Below are 17219 nucleotides of genomic sequence, written 5' to 3'. Positions count from 1 at the left end.
CTCAACCGTGATTTCAACCGGGTTGTCGTGGTGAGTGTTCCGGTGAGTGGTGCCGGGTTCCTTGGAGACAAGATCTGACCGCTTCTCTCCTTGGAGCCCCGGCATGACCGCAGGAACCTCTCGAAGGCGCGCCCCCGCGGCGTCTTCCCCTTCCCCGCTTCGACCGTCTGAGCCGCCCGCGAGTCCTCTGCGGGAGGCGAAGCGACGCGTCTCCCTGGCCCGGATCGGGGTCTGGACGGCACTCGCCGCCGGACCCGTTGCGCTGGTGGTCGCCTGCGCAATGCCGCGCACGGTCGTAGCCGCTGCGCAGCACACTGCCGCCGCGGCCCCGGTACGCACCGCCGATCCGTCCGGTGTGGCGGCGCTGTTCTGTGATCTGTGGCTGCGCAGTGATGACGCAGCACCCGACAGCCAGACGGCTCGCATGGTCCACACGCTGGCCCCCGACGTGGCACTGCCCTCTCATACCGGTGCGGTGAGTGCGCAGCCGTTTCAGTCCGTGATGGCGGTGCGCAGTGAGCATCTGGGGGGTGGTCGCTGGTCGGTGGTGGTCGCTGCGCAGTTCACCGTCCGTGACGAGGATGCCGGTGCCGCAGAGGCTCGGAATGCCTCGCGGGCGGTGAAGTACTTCGCCGTTCCGGTGGTCGCGAAGGAGTCTGCGAGTGGGGCAGGGGCGTTCCGGGTGACGGCTCCCCCGGCGCAGGTCGCCGGTCCGCCGGTGGCGGTGGCCGGTGCCTCGCGGTTCGAGAACCGCCTTCCGGCCGACAGCGAGCTGGTCGCCTCGCTCGGTGAGTTCTTCGGGGCGTACCTCGCGAGGGTCGGTGAAGTGGGCCGGTACCTGTCCCCGGATACGGAGCTCGCGGCGGTAGCGGATGCCGAGTACACCGCGGTCCGAGTCGAGGACGTCTCGGCCGACGCCGAGGTGGCCGCCGGCCCGGTGCCTGAGGACGGGACGAGCGTTCGGGTGCAGGCACAGGTGACCGCTCTGGCCGCGAAGGCGGAGCAGTGGCCACTGGCCTACGAGCTGACGATGACCGCCCGGTCCGGACGGTGGGAAGTCACCGCCCTGCACGCCGGAGCCGACCCGGCGGCCAAACCGTCCGCTGAGAACTCCGCCGCCGGGGGTGAGGAGCAGTGAGCCGCTCTCTCGTGCTGGCCGGAAAGCTCGATTCGCTCGGTGACTCGTGGCTGGGGACGCTGGAGGACTGGGGTGACAAGGGTCTGAAGGTAGCGTTGATCGCCATCGTCGTCATCACCGTCGTCCGCAAGGTCTCCCTCAAGGCGGGCATCGGGGCCCTGATCGGTCTCGTTCTCGCGCTGGGCATCTACAATTCGCGGGATTCGCTGGCGAGCATTTTCGAGGACGAAGTCAACAACCCCGCCAACTCGCAGCCCGCGGCCGTGGTCGTGACTACCGAGCAGACTCCCGCTCCGGTTCCGGGCGGTGTGCTGTGAGCGCCAAGCAGCCCGACCGGCAGCGGGTGGCCCGGGTCTACACGGCTGCACGTCGCCATCCGTGGGTTCTGGGCAAGCTCGGCGACTGGGTCATCTGGTTCGGCCCGTACACGCCCGCGCAGCTGGCGGTGCTCGGCGGCGGTGCGCTGCTGCTGGTAAGGACGTTCGCGTGGTGGTCGTGGACGGGCCCGGTGCCGGTGGTGCTGTGGCTGGTCGCCGTATGGGCAGTGCGCGGGGCAAAGATCAACGGACGCTCCCCTATGACGGCTGCCATGGGCTGGCTGAGCCTGCTGGCCCGCCACCCTGCGGGACGCATCGCCGGGCGCGTGGCCCGCGACCGTTCGTCCACGCTGCTCTCCGGAACGTTCATCGTCGAGCCCGCGGCGGCCGAGGTCGCCCGCCTCGCCCCTGACGCCGCTCCGATCCCCGCGGCACGCCAGCGTACGAAGGCGAAGAGGAAGCCGTCCGCACGGCCCCGGGCGCCGCGGCCGGCACCGCAGGCGCGGCCGGTGCCGGTCACCGGCCTGGCCGGGCTGCTCGCCGGTGCGCAGACGGCGGGGAGGTCCTGATGCGAATTCCGTTCCGGCATATTGCCGGGCATCTGGTCTGGTCGGTGTCCGGCACCGTGTGGGCAGTCTGGCGCGTCGCTCCGGTCGGCGGCCGCTACGTAGCGCCGGCGGTACGCGACGAGCTGTTGAGCCGTGTCACGTCTCTCGTGCGTTCGCTGGCCGGGGCACCCCGCCTGTTCGGGCTGGCGGCCCGGGTCGATCCGGGTGAGGTCGCCGAGCAGATGGTTGAAGGTGTCGACTGGCAGCACCTGCCGCCCTGGGCGGAGACGACCGCGGCCGCTCTGGATCTGCTGGCCAGTCAGGAGATGCACCGGCGCACCCTGTGGCTTGCCGTTCCGCTCACTTCGCCAGGACGCAGGTTCGATCTGGCCGCGAACGGGTCGGCGATGTGGTCGGAGCTGTCCGGTGCGCTCGGTTTGGCCCCGGTGCCGGTTGCCGCGGACGAGGTCACCGAGTTCACCGAGCGGGCGGACCGTGTGCAGGCCGCCCTCGGTGGCGGGCTGTCGCTGCGGCCGGCCCGCCCTGCGGAGGTCGTGTGGATGCTCCAGCACGCGGTGCACCGGGGTCTGGAGGAGCCGCTGCTCGCCGACGCTGAGGAGTCCTCCCTCTACGGCAGCCGGCTGCAGGGTGATGAGCTCCGCTCCCCCTCGTACGCCGACCTGGGCCAGGTCCGGCTCGCAGAAGGCGGCCGCCCCACCACAGACCAGGCCTACACCCGCAAGGAGGCGAAGAAGAGGAAGGGCAGCCGCTCAGGTCAGGGCGGGGATTCGTGGTGGCGTAAGGATGGTGCATCGCCGTTGGCGCGCCGGTGGCTGGAGGTGGAGTGCGAAGCCGGAACCGGCTACCAAGCCCATCTCGCGCTGGCGGAGTTTCCCGCGGTGCAGGCGCTGGAGTCCGCGGATCTCCTGGCGCAGTTGGAGTCGCTGGGCTTCCCGGTCGACTTCACCGTCGACATGCAGGTGGTCCCGTCCGATCGGGCCCGTGAGCAGGTGCGGCGGAAGAAGAAGGAGCTGCTGGACCAGGCCGAGCAGTACGGTGCTCAGCCCACCGGCATGCCGCATTCGCTGCCCGAGGCCGACGGGGTCTTGGCCGAGCAGGACGCCAGGCTGTCCCGGTCGAGCGTTGAGGTGGAGGTCCAGTCCGTCACCGTCCTGACTGTGTGGGGGCCGGATCCGGTGGTGTGTGATGCCCGGGCCCGGGCCCTGGTGGCGCTGCTGTCGGGTGGGGACTACCGGGCGGTGCGCCCGCACGGCATGCAGGAAGCACTCTTCGCCCTGGGCCTGCCGGGGTCGGTGCGTCCGGCCGCGGTGCGGGAGTTCACGCAGCATCAGCTGTCGGAGGACTGGGCCGCCAGCGGTGCGTTCACGAACACCCGGGTCGGGGACCCGAGCGGCATGATGATCGGCGTTGACCTGGACTGCGGGACGATCCGCCCCGTCCTGATCAACCTCGCGGATGCCCCGCAGCGCAACGCGAGCGCCTCGATGGGCATCGTCGGGGACCTCGGCGGCGGCAAGAGTGTGCTGGAGAAACTCCTCGTCGCCGCGGTCGCCGACCGGGGCGGGCGGGCCATCGTCATCGACCGCACCCCGATCCGGGAGTGGGCAACGTTCGCGCAGTCTGCGGCCGTAGGCCGGTGCGAGGTCATCGACGCGGCGAAGGCCCAGCTGTCCATCGATCCGCTGCGTGTGTTCGGCGGACCCGTCGGCGCGCACTACGCCCTGTCCTACCTCACCCTGCAGCTCGGTGTCGGGCCGATGTCCGCGTCCGGTGCGGTGCTGCACCACGCAGTCGAAGAGGCCGCCTCCGGCCCGGAACCGTCCATGGCATCGGTCCTGCGAGCGCTCAACGCTCTGGCGTCGAGCAGCTCGCCCGGCTCCAGCCGCCGCGACGCTGCGACGACCATGTCCGAGCTGCTGTCCATCGTGAGCTCGAACCCGCTGGCGGGAATGGTCTTCGACCCGGGCCTGCCCCCGGTCACGCTGGACGGCGATCTCAGCGCGGACATGGTGGTCATGACGACCACCGGTCTCACGCTGCCGCCGCGCGAGGCGTTCGCCGACATGGAGGTGCTGCGCCAGCAGCCGCTGGAGGCCCTGATCGGCAGGGCGGTGCTCTACCTGATCGCGGCCATCGCCCGCCAGGCCGCGTTCAGCGACCCGTCCCGGTTCTGCACCGTGGCCATGGACGAGGCGTACTGGCTGACCAGCAGCGCCGAAGGCAGCGCCCTGGTCCACGAGATCCTGCACGACGGTCGCAAACACGGCGCCGGCTGCATCCTGGCCGCCCACGACGCCGACGAGCTCGGCAAGGACTCCGGGCTCCTCGCCTACAAGGTCCTGGCCCGCACCAGCGACCAGGCCCGCGCCCGCAAAGGCCTCGCCTTTCTCGGGCTGGACAGCGAGGACGAGGACCTGCTCCGCATGGTCACCACCGGGCTCTCCCCCGTCGGCCAGAAGGGCCGCGAAGGCGAAATGCTGCTACGCGATCCACGCATGCAAGTCGGCCGCATCAAGGTCCACGTCCCCCCGGTCCCCCGCATCGAGAAGGCCATCTACACCACGCCCACGACCGCCACTCCTTCCACGCGGACGATTACCCCCGTCGTCGAGGAGGTCCACCGTGCGGACGTCTAGGGCCGACCGGCTGGCGTTGCTGTTCCTCGTGAGCGTGCCGCTCCTCGGCATGTGCGCTCCGGCCCTGCCTGCGCTCACCTCAGTCGTCGAGCAGGACGTGCTGCCCGAGCAGGCGTGCATGCAGGTACCCGTTCCTGGACTGGTGTACTGCCCGGCATCGTCGGCTCGCCAGAGCCGGGGGCACCAGTGACGTCGCTGACTGCCGCCACCGTTGGTGGGTGGGTCCGCCGGTGGGCCCCGCAGCGCGGCACTGTGCGCCAGGCCGGGTACGTGTGTGTGCTGGTCTTCGTGTTCTTGATGGTCAACGCGTCGGTCGCGCACGCCGCGACCGGTGGCAACGACTCGGCCGATCTCTTGGCCCCGTTGAACATCCGGTCCTCCGAGGGGGTCCCGATCGACGGGTACGAGCTGTCTGCGAACGGCGGGTCGATCGTGTCCCTGAAGTCGCAGGCCCTGGCGTTCGTGTTGTCCGGCCTGTTCACGATCACCCGGGTGTTCGTCGGCCTGGCCTGCTGGGCTGTCGAGTTCGCCTTCCGCTTCCCCCTGCTGCACATGCTGGCCGGTCCCGCGCAGAAGGTGTCGGACGCCTACGAGAGCGCAGTCGTGGACACCCTCGGTCTCAAGGGGCTGCTGCTGTCATGGGCGTTCGTGTTCGGGCTGGTCATGGTCATGCGCGGCAAGGTCGGCAAGGGGCTCGGCGAGATCGTGCTCACGCTGCTGATCGCCGCGTTCGCCGCGTCAGCGTTCGTACGCCCCGACTACTTGCTCGCCCAGCAGGGCCCGCTGGTCGCGACACAGGAAGGAGCCGCGGAGGTCGCGCAGCTGACGGTGAACTCCTACAGCTGGGGCGGGAAGGTCGCCAGTGCGGAGCCGTGCGCGAGCCTGGCGGGCGGGGCTGAGCTCAAGTGCCTCGAGCGTGAAAGGGCGAAGCCGGTCTCGGGGACCGAGGTGGCGCGGCCGATTCATGAGTCGGTGACCAACGCGCTGGTCGTAAAGCCCCACATGCTGCTGCAGTGGGGCCGGACCCTGGACCCGGCGAAGGCCTCCGACAAGAAGGCCTACGCCATCCATCTGCGTCTCGTCTCCGGCAACTACCTCACCGGCCAGGACGGTAAGAACGACCCCTGCGAGGAGATCGACGGCCCGGCGAAGGAGTTCTGTGAGAGCGACGGTCACAAGCGCGACGCAGCGCTGCCGCCGCTCACTCCGGGCAACGCGCTGCTGGAGACTCCCAGCCCGGTTCTGACCGAGGAGGACCAGCAGCTGGCCGCCGCACTCACCGACATGGAGAAGGCAGGGCCGGTCGGCAAGGCAGCTGCGGAGTACGCGAAGAAGCCGACGTGGTGGCGGGCCGGCGGCGCCGTTCTTCTGTTGATCGCCGCGCTGCTGATCTGCGCGATGCTCCTGTCGGCGGTCATCGTGCTGCTGGGCACCCAGGCCGCCGACGTCGCGGCCGCCGCCGGCGGTGTCGTCGCCTTCGTCCTGGGCATACTCCCCGGCCCCGGCCGCCAGGCCGTGTGGAAGTGGCTGGCCGTCTTCGCGATCAGCATGCTGTCCACCTTCGGGATCTGCATGTTCATCCCGTTCTTCGGGATCGCCGTGGACGCGATCCTCACCAACGGCCCGGACCTGATGATCGAGCGGATCCTGCTCCTGGACGTCATGGCCCTGGTCGGACTCGCCTTCCACCGCCAGCTCCTGACCGGTATCACCTCCTTCGGGAACCGCATGGCCATGCGCATGCGCTACGCGAAGATCGGCGGCTCGCACCTGCCCGGCGACTCCTCCGAGATCGGAGCCGCGCTCGCCATGAACCTGGGCGGACAGGCAGGCGCAGGCCTCGGCATGGGCCTGCTCGGCCGCCCCTCGGCCGCGGCCCACATGCTCGGGATGCGCCACGGACTGCTGAACAGCGTGGCCGCGATGGCCGACGGCGCGGGCCAGCCCATCGACGGCAGCCGGCTACTCGGCGAAGCGGCGGCCGAAGGCAGCCGCGGCATGGCCCCGATGATGCTCGGCCTGGCCGGTGGACGCCTCGCTCTGCGCGGCGCCTACGGGGCCCTGATCGGCCGCCCCCCACAGGAAGAGGACGAGTCCGTGAAGCTCTTGCGGCTCATCGCCAAGGAGGGCCCTCAGGGCGCTGGTGCCTCCGGTGCAGGTGGAGCCGGCGACACCATGCGGGTCCACAAGGTGACCGGCGAGATTCTGCCCGACCAGGCGCCCGAACCTGAGCAGCCCCTGGCTGGGACCCGCCTTCACGAAAAGGCGATGCGTTTCCGGGGGTACAGGGTCGCCAGCCGCACCGCTCGCTTCGGCTACGGGGCGACGCTGGGTGCGCCGCGGAACGTCAAGGCTGGGGCCCGGGCGGCTACGGCGGTCACCCGTGATGCCCAGACACAGCTGCGGGCGGCAGCCAGTCAGGTCCGTGAGGACGCCGGTGAGTGGGCTTCGGCCGGGCGTGCCACCGCTGCGGGCATCGACCACGTCTCGCAGAAAGCTGCCGCCACGTGGCAGGCCCACGACCCAAAGGCACCGGTACGCACCGCAGCGCGCAACGCCGCCGCCACAGCGATCATCGCCACAGGTCCGACCAACACCTCGACGACGCCGACCGGCCCGGGCGCAGGCAACACCTCGACCACACGGCAGGAGGATGCGGCTGTCGATGCGCGACGCCGCGTGTTCGACGCACTGATGCGCGCGCAGCGCACCGGGTGGGAGAACGAGCCCTCGTGGGGCCGTGATCTGGAGTGAAGTCCTGGAAGAAGGCGGGTCTCCTCGGTGTGGTGCTGCTGGTGTGTGCTGTGAGCTGCGTCGCCCCGATGAACTCGATGATCTCCGCCGCCACCACGATGAGCGAGGACCAGGGCGAGGACATCGGAGGATCGGCCCCGGGGATCCCGGAGCGGATGCTCGCCGCGTACAAGAACGCGGTCGTCGCAGTGCGGGACGTCGCGCCCCGGTGTCGGGGCATGCGGTGGCAGATCCTCGCCGGGATCGCGCGGATCGAGTCCAACCACGCCGGCGGGCACAGCATCAGCGCGGCCGGGGACATCAGCCCGCACATCCTGGGCCCGGCGCTGAACGGGTCCGGGGTCGGGGGGAACACCAGCGTCTTCCCCGACACCGACGGCGGCGCATGGGACGGCGACGCGGTGTACGAGCGGGCCGTCGGGCCGTTCCAGTTCCTGCCTCAGACGTTTCGCGGGTACGGCGAGGACGCCAACGGTGACGGAGTCATCGACCCGCACAACGCGGACGATGCCGCCCTGGCGGCAGCCTCCTACCTCTGCTGGGAGGGCCAGAACCTCAAGGACGAAGCCCAGCTGAAGAGGGCGATCTTCGTCTACAACCACTCCGACGCCTACGTCGCCGACGTGCTGAGCTGGATCCACCGCTACGACGAAGCCTCCTCCGGAGCAAGTGAGATCGGCCAGGCCGCCGGCACCGCCCGCACCGTCCTGTCCGCCGCCCTCGCCCAGAAAGGCATCGCGTACTCCTGGGGCGGCGGCAACGCCAAGGGCCCCTCCCGCGGGGTCTGCTGCTCACCCGGCGGCCAGGACGGGCGCACCGTCACCGGCTTCGACTGCTCCGGGCTGACCCTCTACGCGTTCGCACGGGCCGGTGTGACGCTGCCGCGCACGGCCGCCGAGCAGGCGGGTGTCGGCAGGCGGATCCCCGCCTCCGCCGGCATCAGCGCACTCAAGCCGGGCGACCTCGTGTTCTACGGCTACGTCCCCACCCGCAACAGCACCATTCACCACGTCGGGATCTACCTCGGAAACGGCCAGATGCTCAACGCCCCAAAGCCCGGCACCCGGGTCCGTGTCGAATCTGTGAGTTCCATGGCCGATTACGCCGGAGGAGCCCGGATCCTGTGACCCGCCCACCCTCCTCGAAAGGCAGCCGCGCCCTGATCGCCATGGCCGGCGTGCTCGCCGCGACCGGCTGCGCCCTGGTGCTCTACGCCATGCCCGCGCCCCACGAAGCCGGTGCGCCACGCACGACTCCGTCCCCTGCATCGGCGCCCCGCCCCGCAGCACTCGCCAGCGCTGATGTAACAGCGCCGGTCACCGCCGAACCGTCTGCCGCTTCCCCCGCAGTCGAGGCAGCGCCTGCAGCGACCCCGTCAGCACCGGCCGCGCGGGCTCTGCCGGAGCCGGGAGCAGGCCCCCGCGCCGACCCTCTCGTCCAGGACGCACTGGAACAAGCACTCCCCTCCGACCTTGCACCGGCCGACGAGGCGCAGCTGACCGCCTTGGGACGCGCGGTGTGGATGGCCGAGCTCACCGGCGCTGGCCGGTCCAAGTGGCCCGACTACTTCCCGGACTCGCCCTCGGCCGCCGTATACTCCCGGGTTCGTATCCAGGCGCTGATCGCTCGCCGCGACGACAGCAATCAGGCCGACGCTGTGGTGCACCTCGTGTGGGCGGGAGCCGACCCCGCCGGCACCTTCATGGATGGGCGCACTGCGACCCTCCGATTCACCCGGCAAGCCGGGGCTTGGACGCCTGTGCGGTGAGCTCCGACCGTGTCTTACCCGGGACTACCCGCGTGGATCTGGCACACGGCCGCAGGTGAACTCTGCAGAGCCGAAGAGCTCAGGCGTCAGGCGTACGCCGGTGAGGCGTTCGGCGAGGGCGAAGGCAGCTTCGGTGTGCCCTTCGTAGTTGCGCTCGTCCGTGTCGTCCAAGTCGAAGCCCGCCTCCTCCATCTCCGTGAGGACCCTGTCGGGGTGGCTCCCGTCGCGCTGGTAGGCGAAGAGAGGCTGGAAGTGCAGGCGGGTGGTTCCGTCCTCGTACCAGCAGAAGTGATCGACAGCGTTGACGTTGCAGAAATGGGAGACCACCTCCCGGCCCTGCGAGATGGGCAGCATGAGCGCGTCCGTGACGCCCACGAAGCCGTTGTACTCGACCATCAGCGACCAGTCACCGACGGCAGCCACTCCTACGAAGTACCCGCCGTCCTCCGACCGTTCGTACGCCGGCACCTCCATGGCGCGCACGCCGGTCACGTGTTCCCAGGAGGCGGCGCCGAGTGCCTTGAGCAGCCCGTCGGGGGGCAGTCCTTGGACGAGGGTGATGCAGTACGCCTCCATGAGGAACGCATACTGCTCTTTGAGCCACCCGTAGTCGGCGGCGGTGCTCGGTTCGGTCATGCCCACAGCATCACAGCCGCCGCTGACACACAGGGCCGTCTGCCCGCGAGGAGTTCCACCGGTCAGCGAGAGCCCTGCGGCATCGCGGCGAGTAAACGGGTGCACGGCCGTGGTGAGAGTTTGCGCGACGGCTCCCCGGTTCTTGTTGCCGGGGACGTCTGCTCCCTGAGTGCTGCATCCCGTGACATGCGCCCTGACCAGCGATGGTGAGTGGCCAACGGGCCGCCACGCACTCACCACGAGGGCTGTTCCTCAACCGTGATTGCAACCGGGTGGCCGTGGTGAGCAAATCGGTGAGTGGTGCCGGGTTCCTTGGAGACAACACCGGATCACCTCCCCCCGGAGTACCTCATGCCCCTACACCTCGTGCTTGCTCCGAGCCCCGCCGGACCGATCAGGCGGGACAGGCCCGTGGGCTCTCTCTCGTCCGAGGGGGTCTGATGGCTCTCCACGGCGTCACCGTGGCTTCCGCTCCCAGCGCGGCATGGGACGTGATGACATCCCTGGGTTCTCTGGCGTGGTCGTGGGCGAACTGGGTCTACGCGACCGCGTGGCTGCTGGGTTTGGTCGGAACGGTGCTGGCATGCGGTTGGACGGTGCTGGAGCGGCGTTTGTCGGCTGCGGCGCTGGAGCGGCGGACCTTTGTGGAGTTGGTGCCGTCGCGTCAGTTCGAGGCGAGCGGTGAGGAGATCAGCCGGTTCGGTGCGCAGCTGATCCGGGCGGCTGGTGCGGGTCCGTGGTGGGCTCCGAGGTCGGCGCGGGCGGTGCGGGTGCGGTTGCGGGCCGATGGCGGTAAGCCGCTGACCTACCTGGTCGAGGCTCCGGCGTCGGCCCGGTACCTGCTGCTGCAGACCCCGTATGCCCGGGTGCGCTCCGAGCCGGTCCGGCCACCGCGGACCAAGCGGAAGCGCAAGGAGCCGGACCACACGATGCGGGCGGTGTTCGCGCTGCATGGGGCTCCGGGGGCGCGGTTGCGGGAGGTTCCGTTGGAGCCGGATCCGTTGCAGCCGCTGATCGACGCCGTCGCCGATCTCCGGGCGGATCTGGGTGATCTGGCGGAGGTGTGCCTGGACATGTCGCCGGCGTCGAAGTGGCGGCTGCGGGCCAGGCGCTGGCAGGTCGTCGACTCCGCGAGGCAGCACGCGCGGCGTGAGTCGCGTCGCGAGGCGAGGTGGATGACGCAGGACGCCGCGACGACGGAGGATGCCCTGGCCTGGCAGGTCACGAAGCTGACCATGCCCCAGGAGCAGCGTTCGGGGTCGGGGCGGAGTCTACTGATGGCGCCGCGGCCGCCGCGGCTGGATCGGGACAAGGCGCTGGGGAAGCTGGCCGAGGACGCGGGGCTGGTGCGGGTGCAGTTGTTGGTGCGGTGCTCCTCGAACGTGGTGGGCCGGGCGGAGCGTCGGCTTCGGCACATCGAGGCGGCGCTGGACGTGTATGCCGCGCGGACCCGGTTGTCGTCGGCCGGCTGGTCGGTGGGGCCGGTGCGGATGGGTCCGGACCGGTGGCCGTGGCGGGACCGGTTCGATGAGCGGTGGGCGAGCGGGCTGATGCGGCCCGGGCGTAATTCGTGGGCGCGGGTCGAGGAGCTCGCCGGGTTCCTGAAACCGCCGACGGTGCACGCCCGGTTGCCGTTGCTGGCCACGGACATTCCCACGTTCGATCCGCAAGAACTCCAGCAGGGGCTGGTGCCGCAGGGCTGGTACCGGGGTCCGGACGGGCGCGAGCGGCTGGTGGCGACCCGCGAGGACGACACCCTGTTCGAGGTGCAGGTCGGCAAAGCCGGATGGGGCAAGACCATGCGCGCCCTGTGCCAGGCCGTCGCCTCCGCCCATGGCGGGCGAGGGCTGGGCTTCGTCGACCCGCACAGCGACTCGTGGACGACGGTCGCCCCCTACCTCGCCCACCCGGAGATCATGAGCCGGGTCTGGCTGTTCGACCTAACCGTGCGCCGGAACCAGGACAAGCTTGCGTGCTGGAACCCACTGGACATGCGGGGCGGGCGTGCCGCTCATGAGGTGACGGCCGCCATGGTCGACGCCTTCGCCACCAGTCTGGGCTGGGGAGACGCGAACGCACCCCGGGCCATCACCATCCTGACCAAGGCCATCGAGGCGCTGGTCGCGGTGAACAGCAAGGCCGTCGCGCACGACGCAGCGCACTGCCAGGCCACCGTCTTCCAGATCCGCTCACTACTGACCGATCCCGGCTTCCGCCATCTCGTAGTCGGCGGACTCGACGCGGAAGCGGCCGCATGGTGGACGACGTCGTTCACCGAGATTCCCAAGGACGCCCTGCCAACCGTTCTCAACCCGCTGGACCGTCTCGCTTCCTCCCCGGTCATCAAGGCGTTCCTGGGGCAGCCGGTCGGCAGCTACGACATCCGCCGGGCGATGGACGACTCGCGTGTGGTGTGGATCTGCCCGGCCGGGACCGGGCCGTCCGACCGGCTGCTGGTGTCGCTGCTGGTGCGGGACATGCTGCGTGCCGGCCTGTCCCGTCGTGACCTGCCCGAGCGGCGCCGGGCAGCGTTCCGGCTGTATCTGGACGAGCTGATCTCCCTGGACGGCTCCGCTTCGACGTCGCTGGCGGAGATCACCGAGCAGCTGCGCAAGTTCGGGGTGCGGATGCACGGCATGACGCAACTCCTGCACCGGCTCAGCGGCGACGTGCGGACCGCGCTGCTGCAGAACGCCTCGTGCTTGTCCACGACCGCCGGATCGGTCGAAGCGGTCCGTCACATCACCAATGAATGGGGCGACCAAGTCAGCCCCGAGGACGCGGCCGAGCTCGACCGTTACCGGCACTGGGCCTCCTTCACCGTCGCCGGCAAACGCGTCGGGCCGCTCCTCATCCGCGGTCCGGAGCTCGGTGAAGTCTTCGGATCGCTCGCCAAGCGCGACAAGGTCCGCGCCCTTACGCGCGCTGCGCATACCAACACAGGCGCCCAGCCACTCGCCACCCTCGCCGCGTCCGCCGCGGCCCATGAGCAGACCGTCCACGGCTTTCTGGCTCAGTCGGGCCCGGAGGCCGCCGGCTCAGACACCACTACTGGAAAGCGGTATCGATGAACACTCGTCCCGAGTCGGCCGAGACCAAGACCGGCACGAAGAGCACTGCCCCAGGTTCACGATGCGTTCCCGGGGACACCGCCGCGCATCGGGTGATGGCCCTGCTCGCGCAGCACCGTGTCATCTCGACTCCGCAGCTGAACCAGATGGTGTCCCCTCAGGCCGATCGGCGGGGGTTGTCAGTTGTCCTGAGCAGGCTGACAGCGGACAAGCTGATTTCGTTTGCGGTCCTCCCCCGTTCCAAGATGACCCGGCTGTGGTTCCTCACCCAGCGCGGCGCCCAGGTGGCGACGCTGTGGCCCGAACTGCGGGGGCGCAGCGTGGTGCCTCCCGGCAATGCCACCAAGGCGAATTTGCGAGCTCCGCACACTCTGGCCGGGATCCGCGCGCACATGACGTTCCTCGAGGAGGCTCGGTCGAGGGGGGATGAGTACGGGGCGTTGGACTGGGTGCCGGAGATTGCTCACCGGCTGCCGGACACCGGGGGTGAGGACCGGCTGATCGCGGACGCGGTGATGCATTACACAGCGTCCTCACCGCGGCGGTTGCAGTTCAGGTCGTTCGTGGAGATCGACCGGGCCACGATGAGTTCGGAGCGCCTGGCGAGCAAGCTCATCTCCTATGCCCGGTTCCACGACTACACCCCGCAGCCGGTCGGGCGCCGGGGGCTGGTCGGGGACCAGGCGGCGATGCTGGCCTGGCAGCGGTTCTACCCGCGTTTCCCACGGATCCTGTTCATCCTCACCGGTGCCTCCGCCCGGACGCTGCAGCAGCGCACCGAGGACCTGCGGGCCATGGTCACCGAGCATCCCCTCGTCGCGACGCTGGCCGCCAAGGTTCCGCTCGGTGCGGCCGTGCTGGAGGACCTGGAGGAACACGGGCCGTCCGCACCGGTGTGGACGCCGCTGTCAGGGCCGGCCGAGCGCCGCTCGTGGATGGACCTCTGATGGCGGCGAAGCCACCGCGGCAGTTCGGCGGCAGCATCCGGCGGGGGCCGATGGCCGCCGACGCTTTCCGGGCCCACTTCACCCAGATCCACAATGCTCTCTTCCGGGACCGGCGGCTGTCTTTCAAGGCCAAGGGCATCTTCGGGCTGATCAGCACCCACCGGGACGGCTTCGGAGTGAACAGGGCATCGATCGCCGGCTTCTCCACCGATGGCATCGCGGCGGTCAGCTCCGGGCTGAAGGAGCTCGTCGCACTGGGCTACCTCCAGCGCGGCCGAACCCGGAACGCAGCCGGCCATCTCGGGGAGGCCGAGTACTTCATCACCGACATGCCCGACGGCCTGATCCTCACCTTCGACCCCGGGTCCGACCCCTTGGACCAGGCACCACAAGCAGGTGATGAAACCTGCAGGTCAAAACCAGGATGCGAAAACCGCACGCAAGTGACTGCGCAGGAAACCCCCAGGTCAGAACGAAGGTGCGATTTCCCTACGTTGGAAAACCCTACGTTGGAAAATCGCCTACATAAGAAGACCACTACTTCTGAGAAGACCAACAAGAAGAACAAGGATGCGGCTGCGCCGCGTAGCGGTGGGACGTCCGGTAGGACTTCAACCTCAGGTAGTAGCGCGCGTGAGGCTGAAGGCGGCTTCGCCACATCCGGAAAGACTCCCTCCTCACCGGGCAACGAGGCAGGCCGCGGACGGCGGAAGGCGGGGCGGGCTGAAGGCAGCCGGAAGGCGCGGCACTCAGCGGTCGAGCTCGCCACCGTACGGAGGGTGCGCGCCTACTTCCCGCCCGCTCTGCTGGAGGTCCTGCCGGAGATCCCGCAGCTGTCCACAGCGATCCTCTCCGCCATGAGGAGCGACGGGCGGAGTGTCGAGCAGCTCGGCGAGCGGATCCAGTACCGGTGGATCCACCACGGCTTCGCCGCGAAATGCACCGCTGGAGAACTGAACAACCCGGTGGGCGCAGCCATCGCGATGGTACGGCCGCTACGGCGCGGAGACCGCTACGCGTGCGCGGACGCCCGGTGCGAGAACGGCCGTGACGTCATCACCGGTGTCGAATGCCGCCTGTGCGAGGTCCGTATCGCCGACCGCCGGGCTGCCAGGACGCCACGTGAGGGACGGGCGGTGAACGCAGACCGCACGGCGCCTCCCCGTGCCGGCGGGAAGGCACGAGGGCGGCTTGTGGACTGTGCGGAGCCCTCGTGCCGGAAGCCGATTCCCGCGGCGAGCGGACCGCTGTGCGCGGGCTGCCTCACCGACGCACAGGAAGCACAAGAAGCCATGAGGAAGGCGGCAGCCCGCTGGGAAGCCGAAGTGAGCAGCCGTCCGCAAGAGTGCGCCGTCAAGGCATCGAGTGAGGAAGTGGAGACCGCGAGGCTACGTGCCCGGATCGCCGACCAGTGGGGAACGCCGGAAGAGCTCGCTGCGTACGGATACGGCTCTGAGCGATGAGTGGAGGTGTAGCAGGCTCTCGACGGTTGCACCCAGACGAGACTGGCTGGACGGTTCCTGACGGGCTGTCCTCGACGCTGAAGAGGGTTGGCATAGCCGCCCGATCGCTGAAGCGACTTACTGACTGGATAATCGCTGGTCAACAGCGATTTCCGTCCAACTCAGTGGAACAACCGTGTGATTCCCTCGTCAGTTCCGACGAATTACGCAGTTATTGGCGGCCTGTGCGGTTTCCAACGCCCTTAACAGGCTGAGTTGTTGAGACGATTTTGCGTAAGGTACGGATTAGACCGCAAAGTTGGTTTCGAGGGCGACCTCTGGTCTTTTCGGGCCGAGCACAGGTCGTACCACTTGTAGGCATATGCATGGGAGACGTAGTGACAAGGACAGGACGGCAGAACCCCTCCTATCTTCGCAAGCGAAACCGTCTGAGGTCGGCGTCCCTACTGCTGACCGCCCTTGCTCTGACGACCGCGGCGGGATGCAGTTCCGGGGATGCAGCCGACCCAAAACCCTCCCCGACGCCACCGGCAAGCCAGTCGGCTACTCCGGCAGACCCTGCGGAGGCGGCCAAGAAGGAAGTCGTTGCCGTCTACCTGAGCTACTGGCAGGAGATGGAGAAGCTGTACGCCGACAGCAGCGGCAAGTCGGCCCACCTCAAGTCATTCGCTGCCTCTGTGGCACTGAGCTCGGCTGAAGCTGACGCGAAGAGCACCCACGCGCGGAAGCTCATTCATACCGGTGAGGTGTCGGTGGGGAGCCCGACGGTCACCAAACTCGACATGGATCGCAAGATCCCCAACGCGAGCCTGTCGAGCTGCCTGGATGTCAGTCAGTGGAAGGTGGTCAATGTCGAGACCAAAAAGCCTGCCGCTCTACCCACAGAGCGTCTGACCAAGTTCGTGGTCAGTACCACAGTGGAGCACTGGCCCGATGGGTGGAAGGTTATCCGCGACGAGCCAACGGACAGGGCATGCTGAGCGCGCGACGTGTCTTGACCTGGCCGCTCGGCCTCGCGATTCTCGCGCTGCCCACGTCCAGCCATGCCTACGCCGATTCTGAGCCCAGCACGGGAGTGACGCCCTGCGGGAAGTGGACCTGCGCCGGAGTCGGTGTTCCTCAAGCGCCTGGAACCGGGAAGCCCGCTCAGGGAGGTGGGGGCGGATCGGGAGGCGGAGCCACCGATGCGGATGATGCCGACGCCGAGGGCGACACCGAGAACCCCTGGCACTGCGTCTACAAGCTTGCCGACCCGCAGCCGCCGGCAGGCAGCCTGGACTGGGAGGGACACGAGCCCGGAGACGGTGCCGTCTACGAGGAGATCTGCGCCTTCGGTGAGGACCCGGAGTCCCACGACTCCGCTTTCCACCGCATGGTCTGGGCCGCTGACCCGCCCACGGCACCAGCCGTCGACCCGGCCGTTCTGGCTCAGCAGGCCGTCGACAAGATGCTGCTGCGCGCCCCGGCGATCGGAATCACACCGAAGCCAGGCGGTAAGGGTGTGGTCGGGATGCCGGTCTACATGTGGACCGAAAAAGGTCCGGAGACATACGGCCCGAACGTGGCCAGCGCCGCCGCTGGCGGCATCACTGTGACCGCCACCGCCAAGGTCAGCAAGATCGTATGGACCATGGGCGACGGCGAAACGGTCACCTGCACCACTGCGGGCACGCCCTACCGCGCCGAGTACGGGAAGAAGCCGTCACCGGACTGCGGTCACCGCTACGAGCAGCCCTCCTCAGCCACGCCGGCCGGCACATTCCACGTCACCGCGACGTCCACCTGGGCGATCAACTGGGAAGCCACCAACGGTCCCACCGGTCAGCTCACCGAAGTCCGTGACAGTGCGGTGGATATCACCGTCACCGAAGTCCAGGTCCTCAATTGACCCGATCACCGATCCACCCGAAGTGATTCGAG

The 17219-nt window shown here is 69.1% G+C and carries 13 protein-coding genes; 12 read left to right on the top strand and 1 reads right to left on the bottom strand.

Annotated features, from left to right (window positions below):
* The first annotated feature begins 280 nt into the window (after positions 1-280).
* The 7 genes from ABT001_RS31670 to ABT001_RS31640 all read left to right on the top strand — a co-directional run bounded on the left by ABT001_RS31670 (position 281) and on the right by ABT001_RS31640 (position 8541).
* Positions 281-1138: a conjugal transfer protein gene (locus ABT001_RS31670; protein ID WP_351284706.1), complete on the top strand. Its 858-nt coding sequence runs from the start codon at positions 281-283 to the stop codon at positions 1136-1138.
* Positions 1135-1455 carry a hypothetical protein gene (locus tag ABT001_RS31665; protein WP_351284705.1) on the top strand — a complete coding sequence of 107 codons (321 nt, stop codon included), beginning with the start codon at positions 1135-1137 and terminating at the stop codon, positions 1453-1455. The genes ABT001_RS31670 and ABT001_RS31665 overlap by 4 nt, the downstream gene beginning before the upstream one ends.
* The gene (locus ABT001_RS31660; RefSeq protein ID WP_351284703.1) at positions 1452-2024 is read left to right on the top strand and encodes a hypothetical protein; all 573 of its coding nucleotides are present in this window, start codon (positions 1452-1454) and stop codon (positions 2022-2024) included. The genes ABT001_RS31665 and ABT001_RS31660 overlap by 4 nt, the downstream gene beginning before the upstream one ends.
* Positions 2024-4660, top strand: coding sequence for an ATP-binding protein (locus ABT001_RS31655; RefSeq protein ID WP_351284702.1), 2637 nt, complete (start codon positions 2024-2026; stop codon positions 4658-4660). The genes ABT001_RS31660 and ABT001_RS31655 overlap by 1 nt, the downstream gene beginning before the upstream one ends.
* Positions 4647-4850: a hypothetical protein gene (locus ABT001_RS31650; RefSeq protein ID WP_351284700.1), complete on the top strand. Its 204-nt coding sequence runs from the start codon at positions 4647-4649 to the stop codon at positions 4848-4850. Before ABT001_RS31655 ends, ABT001_RS31650 begins: the two co-directional genes overlap by 14 nt.
* 86 nt (positions 4851-4936) lie before the next feature.
* A complete protein-coding gene (locus ABT001_RS31645) occupies positions 4937-7414 on the top strand; it encodes a hypothetical protein (protein ID WP_351284698.1) in 2478 nt (825 codons plus the stop codon).
* On the top strand, positions 7411-8541 hold the full coding sequence (locus ABT001_RS31640; protein ID WP_351284697.1) for a C40 family peptidase: 1131 nt from the start codon (positions 7411-7413) through the stop codon (positions 8539-8541). Before ABT001_RS31645 ends, ABT001_RS31640 begins: the two co-directional genes overlap by 4 nt.
* Positions 8542-9206: 665 nt before the next feature.
* On the opposite strand, the gene ABT001_RS31635 is transcribed toward ABT001_RS31640, so the two are convergent.
* Positions 9207-9818 carry a DUF6461 domain-containing protein gene (locus ABT001_RS31635; RefSeq protein ID WP_351284695.1) on the bottom strand — a complete coding sequence of 204 codons (612 nt, stop codon included), beginning with the start codon at positions 9816-9818 and terminating at the stop codon, positions 9207-9209.
* A 440-nt stretch (positions 9819-10258) separates the two neighbouring features.
* Between ABT001_RS31635 and ABT001_RS31630 the strand changes: the two genes are divergently transcribed.
* The 5 genes from ABT001_RS31630 to ABT001_RS31610 all read left to right on the top strand — a co-directional run bounded on the left by ABT001_RS31630 (position 10259) and on the right by ABT001_RS31610 (position 17187).
* On the top strand, positions 10259-12889 hold the full coding sequence (locus ABT001_RS31630; RefSeq protein WP_351284693.1) for an ATP/GTP-binding protein: 2631 nt from the start codon (positions 10259-10261) through the stop codon (positions 12887-12889).
* A gap of 95 nt (positions 12890-12984) precedes the next feature.
* Positions 12985-13836, top strand: coding sequence for a replication-relaxation family protein (locus ABT001_RS31625; RefSeq protein ID WP_351284727.1), 852 nt, complete (start codon positions 12985-12987; stop codon positions 13834-13836).
* On the top strand, positions 13836-15299 hold the full coding sequence (locus tag ABT001_RS31620) for a hypothetical protein (RefSeq protein ID WP_351284692.1): 1464 nt from the start codon (positions 13836-13838) through the stop codon (positions 15297-15299). Before ABT001_RS31625 ends, ABT001_RS31620 begins: the two co-directional genes overlap by 1 nt.
* A gap of 614 nt (positions 15300-15913) precedes the next feature.
* Positions 15914-16279, top strand: coding sequence for a secreted protein/lipoprotein (locus ABT001_RS31615; RefSeq protein WP_351284690.1), 366 nt, complete (start codon positions 15914-15916; stop codon positions 16277-16279).
* Positions 16273-17187: an ATP/GTP-binding protein gene (locus ABT001_RS31610; RefSeq protein ID WP_351284688.1), complete on the top strand. Its 915-nt coding sequence runs from the start codon at positions 16273-16275 to the stop codon at positions 17185-17187. Before ABT001_RS31615 ends, ABT001_RS31610 begins: the two co-directional genes overlap by 7 nt.
* Positions 17188-17219 lie beyond the last annotated feature (32 nt).

This window comes from Streptomyces sp. NPDC002793 (assembly GCF_040295485.1).
Taxonomy (GTDB): domain Bacteria; phylum Actinomycetota; class Actinomycetes; order Streptomycetales; family Streptomycetaceae; genus Streptomyces.
The sequence above is the reverse complement of the archived record's forward strand: the minus strand, read 5'-3'. Positions and strand labels throughout refer to the sequence as shown.

Excerpts from the sequence above, each read along its gene's own strand:
- ABT001_RS31610 (WP_351284688.1), top strand. The coding sequence starts at position 16,273 with ATGCTGAGCGCGCGACGTGTCTTGACCTGGCCGCTCGGCCTCGCGATT.
- ABT001_RS31620 (WP_351284692.1), top strand. The coding sequence starts at position 13,836 with ATGGCGGCGAAGCCACCGCGGCAGTTCGGCGGCAGCATCCGGCGGGGG.
- ABT001_RS31625 (WP_351284727.1), top strand. The coding sequence starts at position 12,985 with ATGGCCCTGCTCGCGCAGCACCGTGTCATCTCGACTCCGCAGCTGAAC.
- ABT001_RS31615 (WP_351284690.1), top strand. The coding sequence starts at position 15,914 with ATGGAGAAGCTGTACGCCGACAGCAGCGGCAAGTCGGCCCACCTCAAG.
- ABT001_RS31630 (WP_351284693.1), top strand. The coding sequence starts at position 10,259 with ATGGCTCTCCACGGCGTCACCGTGGCTTCCGCTCCCAGCGCGGCATGG.
- ABT001_RS31670 (WP_351284706.1), top strand. The coding sequence starts at position 281 with ATGCCGCGCACGGTCGTAGCCGCTGCGCAGCACACTGCCGCCGCGGCC.
- ABT001_RS31655 (WP_351284702.1), top strand. The coding sequence starts at position 2,024 with ATGCGAATTCCGTTCCGGCATATTGCCGGGCATCTGGTCTGGTCGGTG.
- ABT001_RS31635 (WP_351284695.1), bottom strand. The coding sequence starts at position 9,818 with ATGACCGAACCGAGCACCGCCGCCGACTACGGGTGGCTCAAAGAGCAG.